17 protein-coding genes are annotated in these 16,536 nt (G+C 72.2%); 11 read left to right on the forward strand and 6 right to left on the reverse strand.

The window, feature by feature from the left end; all coding sequences use genetic code 11:
- Positions 1 to 17: 17 nt before the first annotated feature.
- Both L7N97_RS10545 and otsB read right to left on the reverse strand, forming a co-directional pair.
- Complete coding sequence (locus tag L7N97_RS10545) at positions 18 to 1,433, reverse strand: alpha,alpha-trehalose-phosphate synthase (UDP-forming) (protein ID WP_237478247.1); 1,416 nt, start codon at positions 1,431 to 1,433, stop codon at positions 18 to 20.
- A gap of 109 nt (positions 1,434 to 1,542) precedes the next feature.
- A complete protein-coding gene (otsB, locus tag L7N97_RS10550) occupies positions 1,543 to 2,283 on the reverse strand; it encodes a trehalose-phosphatase (RefSeq protein ID WP_237478248.1) in 741 nt (246 codons plus the stop codon).
- A 162-nt stretch (positions 2,284 to 2,445) separates the two neighbouring features.
- On the opposite strand from otsB, the gene L7N97_RS10555 reads away from it, so the two are divergent.
- From L7N97_RS10555 to L7N97_RS10580, 6 genes are all read left to right on the forward strand, one after another.
- Positions 2,446 to 3,102: a thiamine phosphate synthase gene (locus tag L7N97_RS10555; protein ID WP_237478249.1), complete on the forward strand. Its 657-nt coding sequence runs from the start codon at positions 2,446 to 2,448 to the stop codon at positions 3,100 to 3,102.
- Positions 3,099 to 4,118 carry a tetratricopeptide repeat protein gene (locus L7N97_RS10560; protein WP_237478250.1) on the forward strand — a complete coding sequence of 340 codons (1,020 nt, stop codon included), beginning with the start codon at positions 3,099 to 3,101 and terminating at the stop codon, positions 4,116 to 4,118. Before L7N97_RS10555 ends, L7N97_RS10560 begins: the two co-directional genes overlap by 4 nt.
- A 68-nt stretch (positions 4,119 to 4,186) precedes the next feature.
- Positions 4,187 to 4,468, forward strand: a complete 282-nt coding sequence (locus L7N97_RS10565) for a type II toxin-antitoxin system HigB family toxin (protein WP_237478251.1) — start codon at positions 4,187 to 4,189, stop codon at positions 4,466 to 4,468.
- Positions 4,469 to 4,472: 4 nt separating this feature from the next.
- Positions 4,473 to 4,880 carry a helix-turn-helix domain-containing protein gene (locus L7N97_RS10570; protein ID WP_237478252.1) on the forward strand — a complete coding sequence of 136 codons (408 nt, stop codon included), beginning with the start codon at positions 4,473 to 4,475 and terminating at the stop codon, positions 4,878 to 4,880.
- Entirely contained in the window at positions 4,877 to 5,656 is a 780-nt protein-coding gene (locus tag L7N97_RS30210) for a GNAT family N-acetyltransferase (protein ID WP_237478253.1), read from the forward strand. The genes L7N97_RS10570 and L7N97_RS30210 overlap by 4 nt, the downstream gene beginning before the upstream one ends.
- Positions 5,657 to 5,750: 94 nt before the next feature.
- Entirely contained in the window at positions 5,751 to 6,545 is a 795-nt protein-coding gene (locus L7N97_RS10580; RefSeq protein WP_237478254.1) for an inositol monophosphatase family protein, read from the forward strand.
- A 55-nt stretch (positions 6,546 to 6,600) separates the two neighbouring features.
- Here the strand turns inward: L7N97_RS10580 and L7N97_RS10585 are convergent, their stop codons facing one another.
- Both L7N97_RS10585 and L7N97_RS10590 read right to left on the reverse strand, forming a co-directional pair.
- Positions 6,601 to 7,890, reverse strand: a complete 1,290-nt coding sequence (locus L7N97_RS10585) for a polyhydroxyalkanoate depolymerase (RefSeq protein WP_237478255.1) — start codon at positions 7,888 to 7,890, stop codon at positions 6,601 to 6,603.
- A gap of 151 nt (positions 7,891 to 8,041) precedes the next feature.
- Positions 8,042 to 8,866 (reverse strand): ABC transporter permease, encoded by an 825-nt coding sequence (locus L7N97_RS10590; protein WP_237478256.1) that lies wholly within the window; start codon positions 8,864 to 8,866, stop codon positions 8,042 to 8,044.
- A gap of 390 nt (positions 8,867 to 9,256) precedes the next feature.
- Between L7N97_RS10590 and L7N97_RS10595 the strand changes: the two genes are divergently transcribed.
- Both L7N97_RS10595 and L7N97_RS10600 read left to right on the forward strand, forming a co-directional pair.
- Positions 9,257 to 10,186: a glutaminase gene (locus L7N97_RS10595; protein WP_237478257.1), complete on the forward strand. Its 930-nt coding sequence runs from the start codon at positions 9,257 to 9,259 to the stop codon at positions 10,184 to 10,186.
- 193 nt (positions 10,187 to 10,379) lie between these two features.
- Positions 10,380 to 11,423, forward strand: a complete 1,044-nt coding sequence (locus tag L7N97_RS10600; RefSeq protein WP_237478258.1) for a glutamine synthetase beta-grasp domain-containing protein — start codon at positions 10,380 to 10,382, stop codon at positions 11,421 to 11,423.
- Positions 11,424 to 11,494: 71 nt separating this feature from the next.
- Here L7N97_RS10600 and L7N97_RS10605 read toward each other — a convergent pair whose 3' ends face one another.
- Both L7N97_RS10605 and L7N97_RS10610 read right to left on the reverse strand, forming a co-directional pair.
- Positions 11,495 to 12,394: an alpha/beta fold hydrolase gene (locus L7N97_RS10605; RefSeq protein WP_237478259.1), complete on the reverse strand. Its 900-nt coding sequence runs from the start codon at positions 12,392 to 12,394 to the stop codon at positions 11,495 to 11,497.
- A 4-nt stretch (positions 12,395 to 12,398) separates the two neighbouring features.
- Positions 12,399 to 13,391 (reverse strand): SDR family oxidoreductase, encoded by a 993-nt coding sequence (locus L7N97_RS10610; RefSeq protein ID WP_237482164.1) that lies wholly within the window; start codon positions 13,389 to 13,391, stop codon positions 12,399 to 12,401.
- Between the two features lie 599 nt (positions 13,392 to 13,990).
- On the opposite strand from L7N97_RS10610, the gene L7N97_RS10615 reads away from it, so the two are divergent.
- The 3 genes from L7N97_RS10615 to L7N97_RS10625 all read left to right on the forward strand — a co-directional run bounded on the left by L7N97_RS10615 (position 13,991) and on the right by L7N97_RS10625 (position 16,507).
- On the forward strand, positions 13,991 to 14,263 hold the full coding sequence (locus L7N97_RS10615; RefSeq protein WP_237478260.1) for a BrnT family toxin: 273 nt from the start codon (positions 13,991 to 13,993) through the stop codon (positions 14,261 to 14,263).
- On the forward strand, positions 14,253 to 14,585 hold the full coding sequence (locus L7N97_RS10620; protein WP_237478261.1) for a BrnA antitoxin family protein: 333 nt from the start codon (positions 14,253 to 14,255) through the stop codon (positions 14,583 to 14,585). Before L7N97_RS10615 ends, L7N97_RS10620 begins: the two co-directional genes overlap by 11 nt.
- Before the next feature lie 206 nt (positions 14,586 to 14,791).
- Positions 14,792 to 16,507, forward strand: coding sequence for an AMP-binding protein (locus tag L7N97_RS10625; protein WP_237478262.1), 1,716 nt, complete (start codon positions 14,792 to 14,794; stop codon positions 16,505 to 16,507).
- Positions 16,508 to 16,536: the final 29 nt, after the last annotated feature.

The following is a 16,536-nucleotide window of genomic DNA, read 5'->3' on the forward strand; positions in this document are numbered from 1 at the left end:
CGGCGGCGCCCTCACCCTCAGTTGAACAGCGATCGCAGCTGCCCGATCAGGAACGACCGCCGCGTTTCGGACAGCTTGGCCAGGAACGTCTCGGCCCAGCGGTCGATGTCCTGGCGCGAGATGCGCTCGAACATGGCTGTGAAGCGCGCCCGCCGCTCGTCCAGCGGCATCTCCAGCGCGGTGCGCAGCGCCTGGGCCATGCCCTCGGTCTCGTGCGGGTTGACGATCAGCGCGGCGTCGAGCTCGGCCGCGGCGCCGGCGAACTGCGACAACAGCAGCACGCCGGGATCCGCCGGGTCCTGCGACGCCACATATTCCTTGGCGACGAGGTTCATGCCGTCGCGCAGCGGGGTCACCAGCGCCGCGGCGGCGATGCGGAACACGCCCGCCAGCGCTTCGCGCGGGTAGGCGCGGTTGATGTAGCGGATGGGCGTCCAGGCGGCCTCGCCGAACTGGCCGTTCACCTCGCTGACGAGCCGGTTCACGTCGTCCGACATGTCGCCGTATTCCGGGATCTCGGAGCGGCTCTTGGGCGTGACCTGGAGGTAGGACACGCGGTTGCGCCAGCCCGGCTCGCGTTCGAGGAAGTGCCGGTAGCCCTCGACGCGGTGGACGATGCCCTTGGAATAGTCGAGCCGGTCGACGCCCACCACCAGCTTGCGGCCCTGCAGGCTGTCGCGCAGCTCGCGCGTGAACTGGGAGTCCACCGTTTCGGCCGCGATCGCGGCGAGGTCGGCGGTCTCGATGCCGACCGGGAAGGCGCCGATCCTGACCACGCGCCCGTCGAGCGCGTAGGAGGTCGCGTCGCGGCCCTTGTGGGCGCCCGTCATCGACAGGTAGCGGCCGTAGTTGTCCCGGTCGTTCTCCGTCTGGAACCCGACGAGGTCGTAGTGGCTCAGCGCCCCGATCGTCTGCTCCTGCTTGGGGATGGTGAAGAGCAGGTCGGCCGGCGGGCACGGGATGTGGAGGAAGAAGCCGATCGGGTTGTCGAAGCCGCGCGAGCGCAGCTCCCGCGCCAACGGCATCAGGTGGTAGTCGTGGACCCAGATCACGTCGTCGGGCTTGAGCAGCTTCGCCAGCCGGTCGGCGAAGAGCGCGTTGACGCGCAGGTAGCCGGACAGGTCCGAGCGGTTGAACTCCGCGAGGTCGACCCGGTAATGCAGGATCGGCCACAGCACGCGGTTGGCGAAGCCCGTGTAGTATTCGTTGTAGTCGGCCGTGGACAGGTCCGTCACCGTGTAGGTGACGTTGTCGCGCTCGACGGTCTCCGGCTCCACGGCGGGGTTGTCGTCGATCTTGCCGCTCCAGCCGAACCACAGGCCGGGCCTGGACTTCAGCGCCGCGTGGACCGCCACCGCCAAGCCGCCGGGCGGCGGGGGATGGCCGGGCTCCGGGACGGTGACGCGGTTGGAAACGATGACCAGCCGGCTCATCGACCGCCCTCCCCGCTGCATGACGGCCCGACGTCGGCGAACAGGCCGGCCGTCGACACCCTATCCGTCGAGTGCGGCCCGTCAATGCACGAGGGGTTGAACCGTCCCGTCACGCCGCGGCGGCCCCGCGCCGCACGAATGCGCCGAGCCAGGCCCGCACGGCCGCGGGGTCGGCGAAGGTGCCCCGCGCGCCCGGCAGGTCGCGGCCGACCGCGTAGGCGGCCCCGCCCCGCGCCTCGACGGCGGCGAAGCCCGGCAGGTCGGTGACGTCGTCGCCGACGAAGACCGGGCACCGCCCCGCGAAGGGCGCCCGCTCCATCAGCCGGGCTATGGCGCCGCCCTTGTCGACGCCGGGCCGCTTCAGCTCGAACACGAAGTGCCCCGGCAGGATCGCGAGGCCGAGACCGGGCCGCGCGGCGAGGAAGACCTCCAGGGCGGCGCGCAGGCGCGGCCCCGTGTCGGGCGCGGCGCGGTGATGCACCGCGAAGGAGAAGCCCTTGTCCTCCGCGAAGGACGCCGGGAAGTCGCCGAGCAGGACGGCGAGGTCGTCCCAGGCGGACCGCGGGATCGGCTCGGCCGCGCGCGCCGTCATGCCGTCGGGATGGCGGAACTCCGCCCCGTGGACCCCGCTCGCGGTGAAGCGGCGGGGGGCGAAGATGGCGTCGAGCTGGGCGATCGAGCGCCCGCTCACCAGCGCCAGCGCGCCGCCGCAGATCCGCTCGGCCGCGGCGAGGTCGTCGAGCAGGCCGGGCGCGAGCCGCACGGCGTCCGGCGTCGGCGCGATGTCGACCAGAGTGCCGTCGACGTCGAGGAACAGGCAGGCGTCGGGGGGCGGGAGTTCGGGGGGCATCCGGCGATGGCTCGCGTTCGGGACGGGTGACGCGGCAGCCGCTCCCTGGCGCAACGTCGGCGCTCCGGCGGAGTTCCGCGACACCGGGCCGGGCCGGCGGAGTCGCGGTTTTGCCGGAATCCGTGCAGATAAGCGGCCCCGATCCCGCGAAGCCCCTTCCCCATGTCCGAACCCCGCACCCGGCTGTTCCTGGTCACGCCGCCGATCGCCTCCGCGGAGGCGGCCCGGCCCGCGGTCGAGGCCGCGCTCGGCGCCGGCGACGTCGCCTGCGTGCTGCTGCGGCTGGCGCCCTCCTCCGAGCGGGACCGCAAGGAGGTCGTGCGGGGGCTGGCCCCGGCCGTGCAGGACCGCGGCGCGGCGCTGCTGCTCGAAGATCCGCGGCTCGTCGCCCACACGGGCGCCGACGGCGTCCACGCGGCGGGGGCCGACGACGCCCTCGCGGCGGCGCTCGACGGCATGAAGCCGGACCGCATCGCCGGCGCGGGCCACCTCGCCTCGCGCGACGACGCCATGCGGGCCGGCGAGGCGGGCGCCGACTACGTGATGTTCGGCGACGCAGGATTCGCGGCCGAGGGCCCCGCGCCCGACGCGGTGCGCGACGAGGTGGCCTGGTGGGCCGAGATCTTCAACGTGCCCTGCGTGGGCTTCGCCCGCTCGCTCGGCGAGGTGGAGGCGCTGGGGCTGGCGGGCGCCGAATTCGTGGGCCTCGGCCCCGCCGTGTGGGACGACCCGCGCGGGCCCGGCGCCGCCGTGGCCGAGGCCCGCGCCGCGCTCGACCGCGCCGAAGAGGCGCTCGCCGCCGAAGAGGCCGGGGCTTGATCCGCAGCGCCGCCGTCATCGCCCTGATCCTCGCCGCGGCACCCGCCTCGGCCGCGCCGCCGCTCGCGGGCGTCGCCACCCAGCCCTCCGCCGCCCAGCCCTTCGCCGCGCCGCGGGCCGGCTTCCTGCCGTCCACGACCGACGCCGGCGCGGCCTCGGCCCCCGCCGGGCCGGGCGTGACCGACGCCGACAAGCCCTACGGCGCCTTTCAGCGCGGCTTCTTCGCCACCGCGCTCGCCCAGGCCACCGAGCGCCTCGGCCAGAACCCCAAGGACGGGGCCGCCATGGAGTTGATCGGCGAGATCTATGCCCAGGGCCTCGCCGTGCGGGAGGACCCCGCCGAGGCCGCCCGCTGGTACAAGCTCGCCAGCGACAACGGCGACCGCCAGGGCAGCTTCTCCTACGGCCTCGCCCTGCTGCGGGGCGCCGGCGTGCCGAAGAGCCCGGCCGCGGCCCGGCCCTACCTGGAGAAGGCGGCGGCGGCGGGCCACGCCGGCGCGCTCTACAACCTCGGCGTCCTGACGCTCCAGGCCGACGTGGACACCCGCGACTACGTCAAGGCCGCGGACTATTTCCAGCGCGCCGCCGACCTCGGCGACGTCGACGCCGCCTACGCGCTCGGCAACCTGTACAAGGCGGGCGAGGGCGTCCCGCGCGAGCCGGCCCGGGCGGCGGCGCTGTTCAAGACGGCCGCCGAGGAGCGGAACGTCGCGGCCGAGCTCGACTACGCCATCGCGCTGTTCAACGGCGAAGGCGTGCCGCGCGACGAGGCGGCCGCCGCGCGCTGGTTCCGCCGCGCCGCGGCCTCCGGCAACCCGGTGGCGGCCAACCGGCTGGCGCGGCTCTACGCGGCCGGCCGGGGCGTGCGCAAGGACAGCGTCGCGGCGGCGCGCTGGCACCTGATGGCCCGCGCGGCCGGCGTGCCCGACCCCTGGCTCGACGGCGTGCTGGCCGGCCTCACCCCCGCCGACAAGGCCAAGGTCGAGGACGGGATGCGCAGGACGATGGCCAACTGAGGGGGCTTGCCCGAGCTTCGGGGAGGGGCGATCATCCGGCTGTCCCCTACGCGGCGGGTATCGTGCACGTGATCACGCAGAAGAGGATCTGGGACGCCAAGGCTCGTTGGCCCCGCGCCGCACAGGCCCTCGACACGTGGTACAGGCTCGCCAAAGCCGCGCAGCCCACGGACTTCTCGTCACTCAAGAGGATCTTCCCGGCGACCGACAAAGTGGGAGCGTTGCATGTCTTCGACATCGGCGGGAACAAGCTCAGGCTGATCGCGACGGTGGACTATCGGTTCGGGAAACTCTTCATCCGAGAAATCCTCGATCACGCCGAATATACGGCCGGACACTGGAAGGTGTGACGTCATGAACGCCCTCGTCGAGGAAGCTGCCCGCCACTGGCATTTCGTGTCGCCGCTCCTGACGAGGCCCGCGACGGAAGCCGACTACGACAGGCTCACGGTCCTCCTCGACGACGTCCTGTCGATGATCGCGGACGATCCCGAACATGAACTCGCCGGGCTGGCGTCGGCGATGGGGGATCTCCTTGCATCCTACGACGAAGAGCATCGGCCCATGCCGCCCGTCGCGGGCGTCGATGCCCTGCGGTACCTCATGGAGGAGCATGGGATCACCCCCGACGGCCTTCCCGAGATCGGGTCGGCGGCCGCCGTGTCCGACGTTCTGGACGGCGCGGCATCGATCGACGCGCGCCAAGCCCGCGGGCTCGGGAACCGCTTCGCCCTGGCCGCCGACGTGTTCCTGGTTCCGTGACGGGCTCCGGCCTCGCCCTCCGCGCCGAGCGCGCCTGCTACGCCGTCTGGCCGGCGCTGCGTGAGGAGACCGTGGACGGCTGGCTGCTGCGCTTCAGCGGCGGCCACACGAACCGCGCCAACTCGGTCAACGTCGCCGCGCCCGCGATGGGCGACCTCGCCGGCAGGATCGCGGCCTGCGAGGCGCTGTACCGGGCCGAGGGGCTGCCGACCGTGTTCCGCCTGTCGACGGCCCTGCCCGAACCCGGCCTGGAGGAGGCGCTCGACGCCGCCGGCTACGGCGCGCCGTTCGACAGCTCCCTGGTGCTCCACGCCGACTTCGCCGCCTCCCCGCCCAGGCCCGTGGGCGGCGCTTCCCTGCGCGAGGGCCGGCCCGACGCGCGCTGGCTCGACGCTTCGGCGGCGCTGGCGGGGCTCGACGCGACGGCCGCCGCGCTGCGGGCCAGGATGCTCGATCGCATCGCGGCGCCGGCCGCCTTCGCCTCGGTCGAGGTCGACGGCGCCGTCGCGGCCCAGGCCTGCGGCGCGGTCGCGGGCGGGCTCGTCTGCCTCAACGCAGTCGCCACCGCGCCGGAGCACCGCGGGCGCGGGCTCGCGGGCCACGCCGTCGCGGCGGTGCTGCGCTGGGCCGCCGAGCGGGAGGGCGCCACGGGCGCCTGCCTGCAGATGCTCGACGACAACCCGCCGGCGCTGGCGCTGTATCGCCGCCTCGGCTTCACGGCGGAGCTGTCGCGCTACCACTACCGGCGCGCCCCGGCGCCTGCGGCGAACGCCTGATCTGCGCCGCCGAGGGTTGCCCCTCCGGCGCTTTCGGTCCACTTGCGGGATCAGGGCGCGATGCGCCGTTTCCCCTTTCCCCGCAGGCCCCTCGATGATCCGCTCCGCCCTGATGAACGTCATGACCGCCGCCGTGCTGAAGGCCGGGCGGGGGCTCAAGCGCGACCTCGGCGAGATCGAGAACCTGCAGGTGTCGGTGAAGGGGCCGGGCGACTTCGTCACCGCCGCCGACAAGCGCGCCGAGAAGACGGTGTTCGAGGAGCTGTCGAAGGCCCGCCCCGGCTACGGCTTCGTGATGGAGGAAGGCGGCCGGATCGAGGGCACCGACCGGAGCCACACCTGGCACGTCGACCCGCTCGACGGCACCACCAACTTCCTCCACGGCGTGCCGATCTTCGCCGTGTCGGTGGGGCTGGAGCGCGAAGGCCAGCTCGTGGCCGGCGTGGTCTACAACCCCGCCACCGACGACATGTATTTCGCCGAGCGCGGCCAGGGCGCCTACCTGAACAACCGGCGCCTGCGCGTCGCGGCGCGGCGCGACATCGCGGAAGCGCTGGTGAGCTGCGGCATCCCGGCGCTCGGCCGGGCGTCGCTCCACCCGCGCTTCAAGGCCGAGATGGCCGAGGTGATGGCGCGGGCCGGCGTGCTGCGCCGCTTCGGCGCCGCGGCGCTCGACCTCGCCGCCGTGGCGGCCGGCTTCTCGGACGCCTATTGGGAGCGGGGCGTGAAGTCCTGGGACGTGGCCGCCGGGGCGCTGCTGGTGCGCGAGGCCGGCGGCTTCGTGTCGACGGCGGACGGCGCCGACGACCTGCTCGGCGCGGGCTCGATCCTGGCCGGCAACGAGCACATGCACCGCACCATGCTCGACATCCTGCGCCGGGTGCGGTGAGGCGGGAGGTTTTCGAGGGTTATCCCGCTCCGGCCTCGACCGGGAGCGGGCCCCATCAGACCGCGCGAGACCGCAACGGGATCACCGTGGACGTTTCGCCAGCCCGCTCGACGCGGCGCGCGAACTCGACCATGCGCGGCACGATCTCCTTGCGGTAGCGCGAGCCGTTGAACACGCCGTAATGGCCCACGCCGGGCTGCAGGTAGTGCAGCTTCAGCGCGTCGGGCAGGTTGCGGCACAGGCGCTGCGCCGCGTTGGTCTGGCCGACGCCGGAGATGTCGTCCTTCTCGCCCTCCACCGTCATCAGCGCGGTGCGGCGGATGTCGCCGAGGTCGATCCGGTCTCCCGCGTAGACGAACTCGCCCTTGGGCAGCGACTGCCGCACGAACACCTGCTCGATGGTCTGCATGTAGTATTCGGCCGTGAGGTCCAGCACGGCCATATACTCGTCGTAGAAGTCGCGGTGCTTCTCGGCCGAGTCGCCGTCGCCGTTGACGAGGTGGTAGAACATGTCCTGGTGGGCGCCGACGTGGCGGTCCATGTTCATCGCCATGAAGCCGGACAGCTGCAGGTAGCCGGGGTAGACTTCGCGGCCCATGCCCGGATACGGGAAGGGCACGGTCTCCAGGCAGTTCTCGCGGAACCACTCGGTGCCGCGCTCGACGGCGAGCTGGTTCACGGCGGTGGGGCTGCAGCGCGTGTCGATGGGGCCGCCCATCAGCGTCATCGAGGTCGGGTGGAGCGGGTCGCCCGTCTTCTCCATGTGGGCCGCCGCGATGATCAGCGGCACAGCCGGCTGGCAGACGCCCAGCGTGTGGACCGGCACGCCCTCCCCGCCGAGCACGCGGAGGATGTCGATCAGGTAGCCGATGTAGTCGTCGAGGTCGAACTTGCCCATCGCCAGCGGCACCATGCGGGCGTCCGCCCAGTCGGTGACGTAGACGTCGAAGTGGGGCAGCAGCGCGTCCACTGTGCCGCGCAGCAGCGTCGCGTAGTGGCCGGACAGGGGCGCCACCACCAGCATGCGCGAGCGCGGGGCCGCGCCGCCGTCGTCATGCTTCTTGAAATGCAGCAGCTTGCAGAAGGGTCGCTCCCACACGGGCGTCTCGGTGACCGCGAGGGTGCGCCCGTCGACCGTCGTGTGGTCGAGCCCGAAGACCGGCTTGCCGTAGCGGCGCGTCATGCGCTCGAACAGTTCGGCCGAGGCCGCGATGTTGCGGCCGACTGGCGTGTAGGTCCAGGGGTTCAGCGGGTTCTTGAAGAGGAGCCGCGTGTAGTCCGACAAGGCGCGGGACGGCGCCAGTGCGAGATGCATCATCTCGTACATCGGATAAGTGACCTTCATCTGACCCACGGCACACCCGACGCTGGAGTTCGACGCTCGGGCTGTCGCTTTGCCGGCAGAACCGCCCATCCCGGTCAAAAGATAGCGACTGCTCAGACGGCTCACAATCCGCCGTGCCGCGATTCGCGCCGGAACGGGGCGGAATGCCCAATCATTCACCCATCTGCAGCAGCGTGCCGGCCTCGCGCGAGCGGCGCACGAACCACAGGAAGGCGGCGGTGCCGCAGGCCATGAGGGCGAGGTTGATCGCGAAGGCTTCCGCCATGAGATCGCCGCGCACGGCGCCGTCGTTCAGCGCCGCCCGCAGCCCCTCGAAGACGTAGGTGGGCGGCAGGCACCAGGACACGGCCTGCAGCCAGCCCGGCAGCACCGCCACGGGGTAGTACACGCAGCAGAGCGGCAGCAGCAGGAACATGAAGCTCCACGCGAGCTCCTCCGCGCCGAGGCCGTTGCGCAGCAGGAAGCCCGACACGACGAGGCCGACGCTCCAGCTCGTCAGGATCAGGTTGGCGAAAAACAGGCCGAGCGCCAGGCCGAGCCCCCACAGGTTGAAGCCGAAGAACAGCACCGCGAGCCCGGTGACGGGCACGACGCCCAGCAGGAGGCGCACGAGGCTCATCACCATCATGGCGGCGACGAACTCCAGCGGGCGCAGCGGGCTCATGAACAGGTTGCCGATGTTGCGGGAGTGCATCTCCTCGAGGAAGGACAGCGTGAAGCCGAGCTGGCCGCGGAACAGCACGTCCCACAGCATCACGGCGCCGATCAGCGTGCCGGCGCCGACCGCGAGCCGGCCCTGCGCGCCCCCGGCCACCGCGGCGGAGCCGACGAAGCGCTGGATGAAGCCCCAGGTGACGAGCTGCACGGTGGGCCAGTACATGAGGTCGAGCAGCCGCGGCCAGGACCCGCGCAGCAGGTACGAATAGCGCGTCACCATGGCGGCGACGCGGGACGGCGAGAAGCTGATGGCGGTCATGGCGCACCTCGGAGGCTGTCATGAACCATGGGCGATGGCTCTGTTGCGGCGCGGCGAGCCGAGTGGCAGGAGAAGCTTGAAGCCGGTACGGCTGTACCGGCGAAAGCTTCGACGCACTAGGCGGCCGCCGCACCGCAACCCCGAACGGGCTGGGCCCTTTTCGGCCCTCGGTGCGTCGACTCGCTCGACCGTGGCTGAGCCACGCTCATCGCAAGTCTCCTGCCGATCATCCGAAAATGGCTCCAGCAGAGCCATCGTCCATGGTTCATGACACCCTCTCTGCCATGCCGTTCCGGCTCGACAGGGCCGGTCCAGGATTGACGCCCCGGCCCGCCGCGGCCGAGCATGGACGGGCGCCCACGCTCCGGGCGCGACCGGGGTTGAGCCGCCTTGCCCGACATCCATGCCGTCGTCCAGGAGATCGCCGCCGAGATGGCGCAGCGGCCCGACCGGGGCGAGGTGGCCCATTACATCCCCGAGCTCGCGCGGGTCGACCCGCACCAGTTCGGCCTCGCCGTGATCGGCGCCGACGGGCAGGCCGCGGTGGGGGGCGACGCCGACGTGCCCTTCTCGATCCAGAGCATCTCCAAGGTCTTCACCCTGACGCTGGCGCTCGGCATGGTGGGTGACCGGCTGTGGAGCCGCGTCGGGCGCGAGCCCTCCGGCAACCCGTTCAACTCCATCGTCCAGCTGGAGCGCGAGCGCGGCGTCCCCCGCAACCCCTTCATCAACGCCGGCGCCATCGCGGTGACGGACGTCATCGCGGCCGGGCACCAGCCGCGCGAGTCGCTGGGCGAGATCCTGCGCTTCATGCAGTCGCTGGCGGGCGACGCCACTGTCGCGATCGACGGCGCCGTGGCGGCCTCGGAGAAGCGCACCGGCCACCGCAACACGGCGCTGGCCAACTACATGAAGTCCTTCGGCGTAATCGAGGGGCCGGTCGACTATACGCTCGGGGTCTACTTCCACCATTGCGCCATCGCGATGACCTGCCGGCAGCTCGCCACGGCCGGGCGCTACCTCGCCTTCGGGGGGCGCGACCCCGCGACGGGCTATTCCGTGGTGCCGTCCGAGCGCGCCAAGCGCATCAACGCCCTGATGCTCACCTGCGGACACTACGACGGGTCGGGCGAGTTCGCCTACCGGGTCGGCCTGCCGGGGAAGAGCGGCGTCGGCGGCGGCATCCTGGCGGTGGCGCCCGGGCGGGCCTCCATCGCGGTCTGGGCGCCGGGGCTCGACGCGGCGGGCAACTCGCACCTCGGCCGCATCGCGCTGGAACGCCTCGCGAAGCGCATGGGCTGGTCCATCTTCGGCGACTGATTGGGCATTTCGCCTAATAAGTGTGCAAACCCTTTCCACCCCGCACGGGCGCCGATCCCGCCACCGAGCCGCGGTTCCCCGCCAGAATGAGCGCTGGCACAGGAGATGCTTAGGAGCACGCGCCCGTGAGAGGCTGAGCGCCCCGGCGCGCGGCTTCCAGCCCCGCCGCGTCGCACCGACGAGAGGAACGCGAATGACGAAATACAAGCTGGAATACCTCTGGCTCGACGGATACACCCCGGTCCCCAACCTCCGCGGCAAGACGCAGCTCAAGGACTTCGACAGCTATCCGGCGCTGGAGCAGCTCCCCCTGTGGGGCTTCGACGGCTCGTCCACCAAGCAGGCTCCGGGCGGCAGCTCCGACTGCGTGCTGAAGCCGGTCCGCCACTTCCCCGACAGCACCCGCAAGAACGGCATCCTCGTCATGTGCGAGGTCATGATGCCGGACGGCAGCCCGCACGCGTCCAACAAGCGCGCCACCATCCTCGACGACGAGGGCGCCTGGTTCGGCTTCGAGCAGGAATACTTCTTCTTCAAGAACGGCCGCCCGCTCGGCTTCCCCGACAGCGGCTATCCGGCCCCGCAGGGCCCCTACTACACGGGCGTCGGCTATTCCAACGTCGGCTCGGTGGCGCGGCAGATCGTCGAGGAGCACCTCGACCTGTGCCTCGACGCCGGCATCAACCACGAGGGCATCAACGCCGAGGTGGCGAAGGGCCAGTGGGAGTTCCAGATCTTCGGCAAGGGCTCCAAGCGCGCCGCCGACGAGATGTGGGTCGCCCGCTACCTCCTGCAGCGCCTCTGCGAGAAGTACGAGATCGACGTCGAGTACCACTGCAAGCCGCTCGGCGACACCGACTGGAACGGGTCGGGCATGCACGCCAACTTCTCGACCGAGTACATGCGCACGGTCGGCGGCAAGGACTATTTCGAGCGCCTGATGACGGCCTTCGACAAGAACCTGCACGACCACATCGCGGTCTACGGCCCCGACAACGACAAGCGCCTGACCGGCAAGCACGAGACGGCGCCCTGGAACAAGTTCTCCTACGGCGTGGCTGACCGCGGCGCCTCGATCCGCGTGCCCCACTCGTTCGTCAAGAACGACTACAAGGGCTACCTCGAGGATCGCCGCCCGAACTCCCAGGGGGACCCCTACCAGATCGCCTCGCAGATCCTGAAGACGATTTCCGAGGTGTCCACCCAGAACGAGCCGATGAAGCAGGCGGCCGAGTGATCCTCGGCTGATCCCTTCGAGGGCCACGACCGACGCCGGCGAGGGATCGCCGGCGTTTTTCGTTCGGACGGTCAAGCGCCGCGCCGACCCTCGAGCAGCGCCGCGACGGCATCGACGACGGCCTCGGGCCGGGCGTGGTGCAGCATGTGGCCGAGGCCCGGCAGCCAGTCGAGCCGGGCGCCCGGGATCAGCGCCGCAGCCGGCCCCGCGTGCAGCAGCCCGTTCACCACGACGTCGGCGGTGCCGGACAGGATCCGCACCGGGGCGCGGCAGTTCGCGTAGCCGAACGCGCTGCGGGCGAGGCCGGACCACAGGGCCACGGCGTTCTCGGCCTCGGACACGAGCTGGTCCGGGCGCCCGGCGCGCCCGAACGGGAAGCCCCGCCTGAAGGCCTCCGGCATCGGCTGGGGCAGGAACATCGCCCGCCACAGGACGGGCAGCGCCAGCGGGTCGAGCGTGGCGCCGAGGAGGCGCGACAGCCGGTCTCCCGCGACCGGCACGGCGCGCGGGCCGAGCAGCGCCTGCTCCAGCCGGGGTTCGGGGAAGCAGACCGGCGCCAGCGCCACCGCGCCGGCGATCTCGTCGGGATGCGCCATGGCGTAGGCCAGCGCGACCGCGCCCCCGAAGGAATGGCCGCAGATCACCGGACGCGCGAGCCCGAGCGCCCGCACGGCGCCGCGGATCACCTCCATCTGGCTCCACAGCGAGGCGTCGGCGCCGCGCCGGTGGTCGCTCCAGCCGTGGCCGGGGCGGTCGAAGGCGGTACAGCGGAACGCGCGCGCCAGCGCCGGCATGGGCCCGAGCCGCATGTCGTCCGCCGTGGTCAGCGTGCCGTGGATCAGCACGACGTCGGGGCCGGAGCCGTCCCGGACGTAGGCGATGCGCCGCCCATCGATCGCGGGGGCGAAGCTGCGGTCCGGCGGGATCGGGAGGGCGGCGGGAAGGGACGGCGGACGGGCGGCGTGGATCACGGGTTCACCGCCGGCGTCGCCCGAGCACCAGCGCGGCCGCCACGGAGGCGCCCGTCGCGAGCAGCGTCGTGGCGACGGGGTTCAGCCCGGCGCGGGTGTAGGCGCTGCGCAGCACGGGGCCGGGATAGTCGCCGCGCACCTGCCCGCCGTTCTTCGGCCCGTGCAGCGCGCCCTCGGGGTCGCGCGGCCGCTCGCCCCTGCGCTCGAAGGTCGAGATGGCGGGGGCGAGCAGGTCGTAGGCGTTGGGCGCCGCCGCCTTGAGGCCGGACAGCGCCGCGGCGGCGCCGCCGACATAGATCTCGCGGCGCGGGTGCACGGCGGCGTGGAGGATCGCCTCGGCGACCTCCTCCGGGCGGTAGAGCGGCGGCGGCAGGGTGGGCTCGCGATCCATGTAGTTGCGGGCGCGGTGCGGCAGCGGCGTGTCGATCGAGGCCGGCTTGACCAGCGTGACGCCGACCGGCGCGCCCTCCTGCAGCAGCTCCATCCGCAGCGCGTCCGTGAAGCCCTTCACGGCGTGTTTCGAGGCGCAGTACATGCCCTGCAGCGGGAAGGCGAGGTCGGAGGCGACGCTGCCGACGTTGACGACCGCGCCCCCCTTGTCGCGCAGGTGCTCCACGGCGGCGAGCGAGCCGTTGACCGTGCCCCAGAAGTTGGTGCGCATCAGCCGCTCGTGGTCGCGCTCCTCCACGCGCCACAGCTCGCCATAGATCGTGATGCCGGCGACGTTGACCCAGGTGTCGAAGCCGCCGAAGGCCTCCACCGCCTTCGCCACCGCGGCCTCGACGGCCGCGCGCTCGCCGACGTCCGCCACCGCGACCGCGGCCTTGCCGCCCCGCTCCGCCATGCGGGCCGCCTCGGCCTCGAGCACGGCCGCGTCGCGCGCCACCAGCACCACGCGGGCCCCGCGCTCGACCGCCATGCGGGCGGTGGCGAGGCCAATGCCCGAGGATGCGCCGGTGACGACGACCGTCTGCTCGGCGAGCGGTTTCAGGGACAGCGTCACGGGGGGCACCTCGCGGGGCGCCGCGGGGGGTGGGCACCGTCTCGGAGAACAACGGGGCGGCACGGTGGAAGGAGGCTGCGGCGGATGGGCGCGAGCGGGTCAGAGCGAAGCGCCGAGGCCTCCCCACCGATCGGCGAACAGTTCTTGCGCCGGGTTCGAGGTCGAAGATCGGATCTGTTGTCAGCATGGCACAGTCCGCACCGGGAAGCTGAACGGCCGTGCAATCCGCCATCTCCCGCCGTTCGATGCGGAAAGCTCGGGCTTCTGCAGGGTGTCACAGGTTCACGTCGAGCTTGCAGCCCACTCACCACCTCGAGTGTCGTGATTCTTTGCGATTTACCTTCACCGAGTTGCTGAGAACGCGTGGATGCAGTGCAGATTCTCGCTCTCGCGCTTCGGCGGATCGAAGTCCGTGGCGTCGGGAGCGTCGTGCCACAGGACATGGAAGCCGGCACGGCCCTGCGGTTCGCCTCGATCCCTCCTGAACGGCACGCCGCGCGGCATCAAGCCGAGCGCCCGAGCCTAAGAACCTTGTGAGCTCACCCGTAGCCGCGTCCATTGACGATGCCGTTTGGCGTAGCTACGCCAAACCCATGCGGATCATCTACGACGAGTCGAAGCGCCCTTCCAACCTCGACAAGCACGGGTCGGACATGGCCGATTTCGCCGAAGCCTTCGACTTCGACGGTGCGGCACGGTTCCCCGCCAACCCGAGCCGCACCGGTCGGGCGCGCTTCGGCCTCATCGGATGGTTCAACGGCGCCGTGGTGGTCGCCGCGATCGTGTCGCCACTCGGCAGCGAGGCCCTGTCCCTCGTCAGCCTGCGCGCGGCCAGTCAGCAGGAAAGGGATCTCTATGGCTTCTGACGGACATGCACCCGGCTTCGTGCCGGGTCGGGGCTACACCCAAGAGGACTGGGACGAGGTGTGCGACAATCCCGAGATCACGCCCGAGCAGGCCGTGGCGTCGCGCCCGCTCGCGGAAGCGATGCCGGAGCTGGTGGCCGCGATGAAGAGGGGCCGCGGCAACCCGCGTGCGGCGACCAAGGATCTCGTGTCGCTGCGGCTCGACAAGGACGTGCTGGCGACGCTGCGCGCCGGCGGTTCGGGATGGCAGAGCCGGGCAAACGACATGCTGCGGAAGGGGCTCGGGCTCGATGCGGGCACACCCTCGACCGCGGCAGAGTGAGCCACGACGGCGGACAGGTCCGACATCGATCTTCGAGGCGGCATCATCGCTCGCGCGCATCCCGGACCGTCACGCTCCGCTGGTCCGGCCTCCATGAGTGTCGCCCCGCGTGATCCCCGCTGACAGCGCGCCGCTGCCGTGCTGCAATCCTGCATCGCGACGCGCGGGCCCGCCAGGACCCGCCGGGCACCCGGGGGACACGACGCATGACCACCTTCGCCGAGGCGCGCCGCTTCCTGCTCGACCACCGCGACGACTACGAGGCGGCCGTCGCGGGCTTCCGCTGGCCCGACGCGTCCGGCTTCAACTGGGCGCTCGACTGGTTCGATGCCGAGCTCGCCGCCTCCCCCGACAGCCGGGACCGCGCGGCGCTGCGCATCGTCGACCTCGCGGCCGGCACCGACGCCTCGACCAGCTTCGCCGCGATGGCGCGCCGCTCGAACCGCGCGGCGAATCTCCTCGCCTCGCTCGGGATCGGCAAGGGCGACCACCTCGTGCTGCTGGTGGGCAGCGTCGAGCCGCTGTGGGTCGCCGTGCTGGCCGCCATGAAGCTCGGCGCCGTGGTGATCCCCGCCACGACCCTGCTCACCCCGGCCGAACTCGCCGACCGGCTGGAGCGCGGCCGGGCCCGCGCCGTGCTGGCCGCCCCCGACCAGGTGGCGAAATGCGACGCCGTGTGTCCCCCCGGCACGCTCAGGATCGTCAGCGAGGGCGCGCCGCCCGCCGGCTGGGCGAGCCTCGACGCGGCCGCGGCGCAGCCCGAGGCCTTCGCGCCGGCGGATCGCGCCGCGGGCGACGACCCGCTGCTGCTGTATTTCACCTCCGGCACCACGGCGAAGCCGAAGCTCGTGCGCCACAGCCACGCGAGCTACCCCGTGGGCGCCCTGTCGACGCTCTACTGGCTCGGGCTCAAGCCGGGCGACCTCCACCTCAACGTGTCCTCGCCCGGCTGGGCCAAGCACGCCTGGTCGTCGCTCTTCGCCCCCTGGGGCGCGGGCGCGACCGTGATGGCGATCAACCAGCCGCGCTTCGAGGCCCGCCCGCTCCTCGACGCCGTGGCGCGGTGCGGCGTGACGACCATGTGTGCGCCGCCGACCGCTTGGCGGCTCATCGTGCAGGAGGATCTCGGCGCGGTGCGGACGGGCCTGCGCGAGGTCTGCGGCGCCGGCGAGCCGCTCAACCCCGAGGTGATCGAGGCCGTGCGCCGCGCCTGGAACCTCACGATCCGCGACGGCTACGGCCAGACCGAGACCACCGCCCAGGTGGCCAACACGCCCGGCCAGCCGGTGGTGCCCGGCGCCATGGGCCGGCCCCTGCCCGGCTACAGCGTCGAACTGCTCGACCCCGACGGGCGGCCGGCGCAGGAGGGCGAGGTGTGCCTGAGGCTCGGCGCCAGCCGGCCGCTCGGCCTGATGCAGGGCTACGAGGGCGAGGACGGGCGCGTGTCCGGCGCCGAGGGCGAGAACTACCGCACCGGCGACGTGGCGTTCCGCGGGCCGGACGGCGCCCTCACCTTCGTGGGCCGGGCCGACGACGTGTTCAAGTCGTCGGACTACCGCATCAGCCCCTTCGAGCTCGAAAGCGTGCTGATCGAGCACCCGGCCGTGGTGGAGGCGGCCGTGGTGCCGAAGCCCGACGCGCTGCGGCTCGCGGTGCCGGTCGCCTACGTCATCCTCAAGGCCGGCGCGGCTCCCGACCGCGCGACGGCCCTGTCGATCTTCCGGCTGCTCGGCGAGCGGCTGTCGTCCTTCAAGCGGGTGCGCCGGATCAGCTTCGTGGAAGCGCTGCCGAAGACCATCTCGGGCAAGATCCGCCGCGTTGAGCTGCGCCGCCGCGAGCACCTCGCCCCCGGCGCCGAACAGCCGCCGCCCGAGAACAGCTTCGACCTCGCCGGCTTCACCGCCGAAGAACTCGGCCCCTGAACGCCCACCGGCCCCGATGGTAGCAAGCG

Origin of the sequence: Lichenibacterium dinghuense (genome assembly GCF_021730615.1) — a bacterium.
In the GTDB taxonomy this organism is placed as follows: Bacteria; Pseudomonadota; Alphaproteobacteria; order Rhizobiales; family Beijerinckiaceae; genus Lichenihabitans; species Lichenihabitans dinghuensis.

Bases quoted from the DNA above. Each gene is read 5' to 3' on its own strand.
- L7N97_RS10545 (WP_237478247.1), bottom strand. From the start codon at position 1,433: ATGAGCCGGCTGGTCATCGTTTCCAACCGCGTCACCGTCCCGGAGCCC.
- L7N97_RS10580 (WP_237478254.1), top strand. From the start codon at position 5,751: ATGATCCGCTCCGCCCTGATGAACGTCATGACCGCCGCCGTGCTGAAG.
- L7N97_RS10570 (WP_237478252.1), top strand. From the start codon at position 4,473: ATGAACGCCCTCGTCGAGGAAGCTGCCCGCCACTGGCATTTCGTGTCG.
- L7N97_RS10625 (WP_237478262.1), top strand. From the start codon at position 14,792: ATGACCACCTTCGCCGAGGCGCGCCGCTTCCTGCTCGACCACCGCGAC.
- L7N97_RS10600 (WP_237478258.1), top strand. From the start codon at position 10,380: ATGACGAAATACAAGCTGGAATACCTCTGGCTCGACGGATACACCCCG.
- otsB (WP_237478248.1), bottom strand. From the start codon at position 2,283: ATGCCCCCCGAACTCCCGCCCCCCGACGCCTGCCTGTTCCTCGACGTC.
- L7N97_RS10585 (WP_237478255.1), bottom strand. From the start codon at position 7,890: ATGAAGGTCACTTATCCGATGTACGAGATGATGCATCTCGCACTGGCG.
- L7N97_RS10620 (WP_237478261.1), top strand. From the start codon at position 14,253: ATGGCTTCTGACGGACATGCACCCGGCTTCGTGCCGGGTCGGGGCTAC.
- L7N97_RS10555 (WP_237478249.1), top strand. From the start codon at position 2,446: ATGTCCGAACCCCGCACCCGGCTGTTCCTGGTCACGCCGCCGATCGCC.
- L7N97_RS10615 (WP_237478260.1), top strand. From the start codon at position 13,991: ATGCGGATCATCTACGACGAGTCGAAGCGCCCTTCCAACCTCGACAAG.
- L7N97_RS10590 (WP_237478256.1), bottom strand. From the start codon at position 8,866: ATGACCGCCATCAGCTTCTCGCCGTCCCGCGTCGCCGCCATGGTGACG.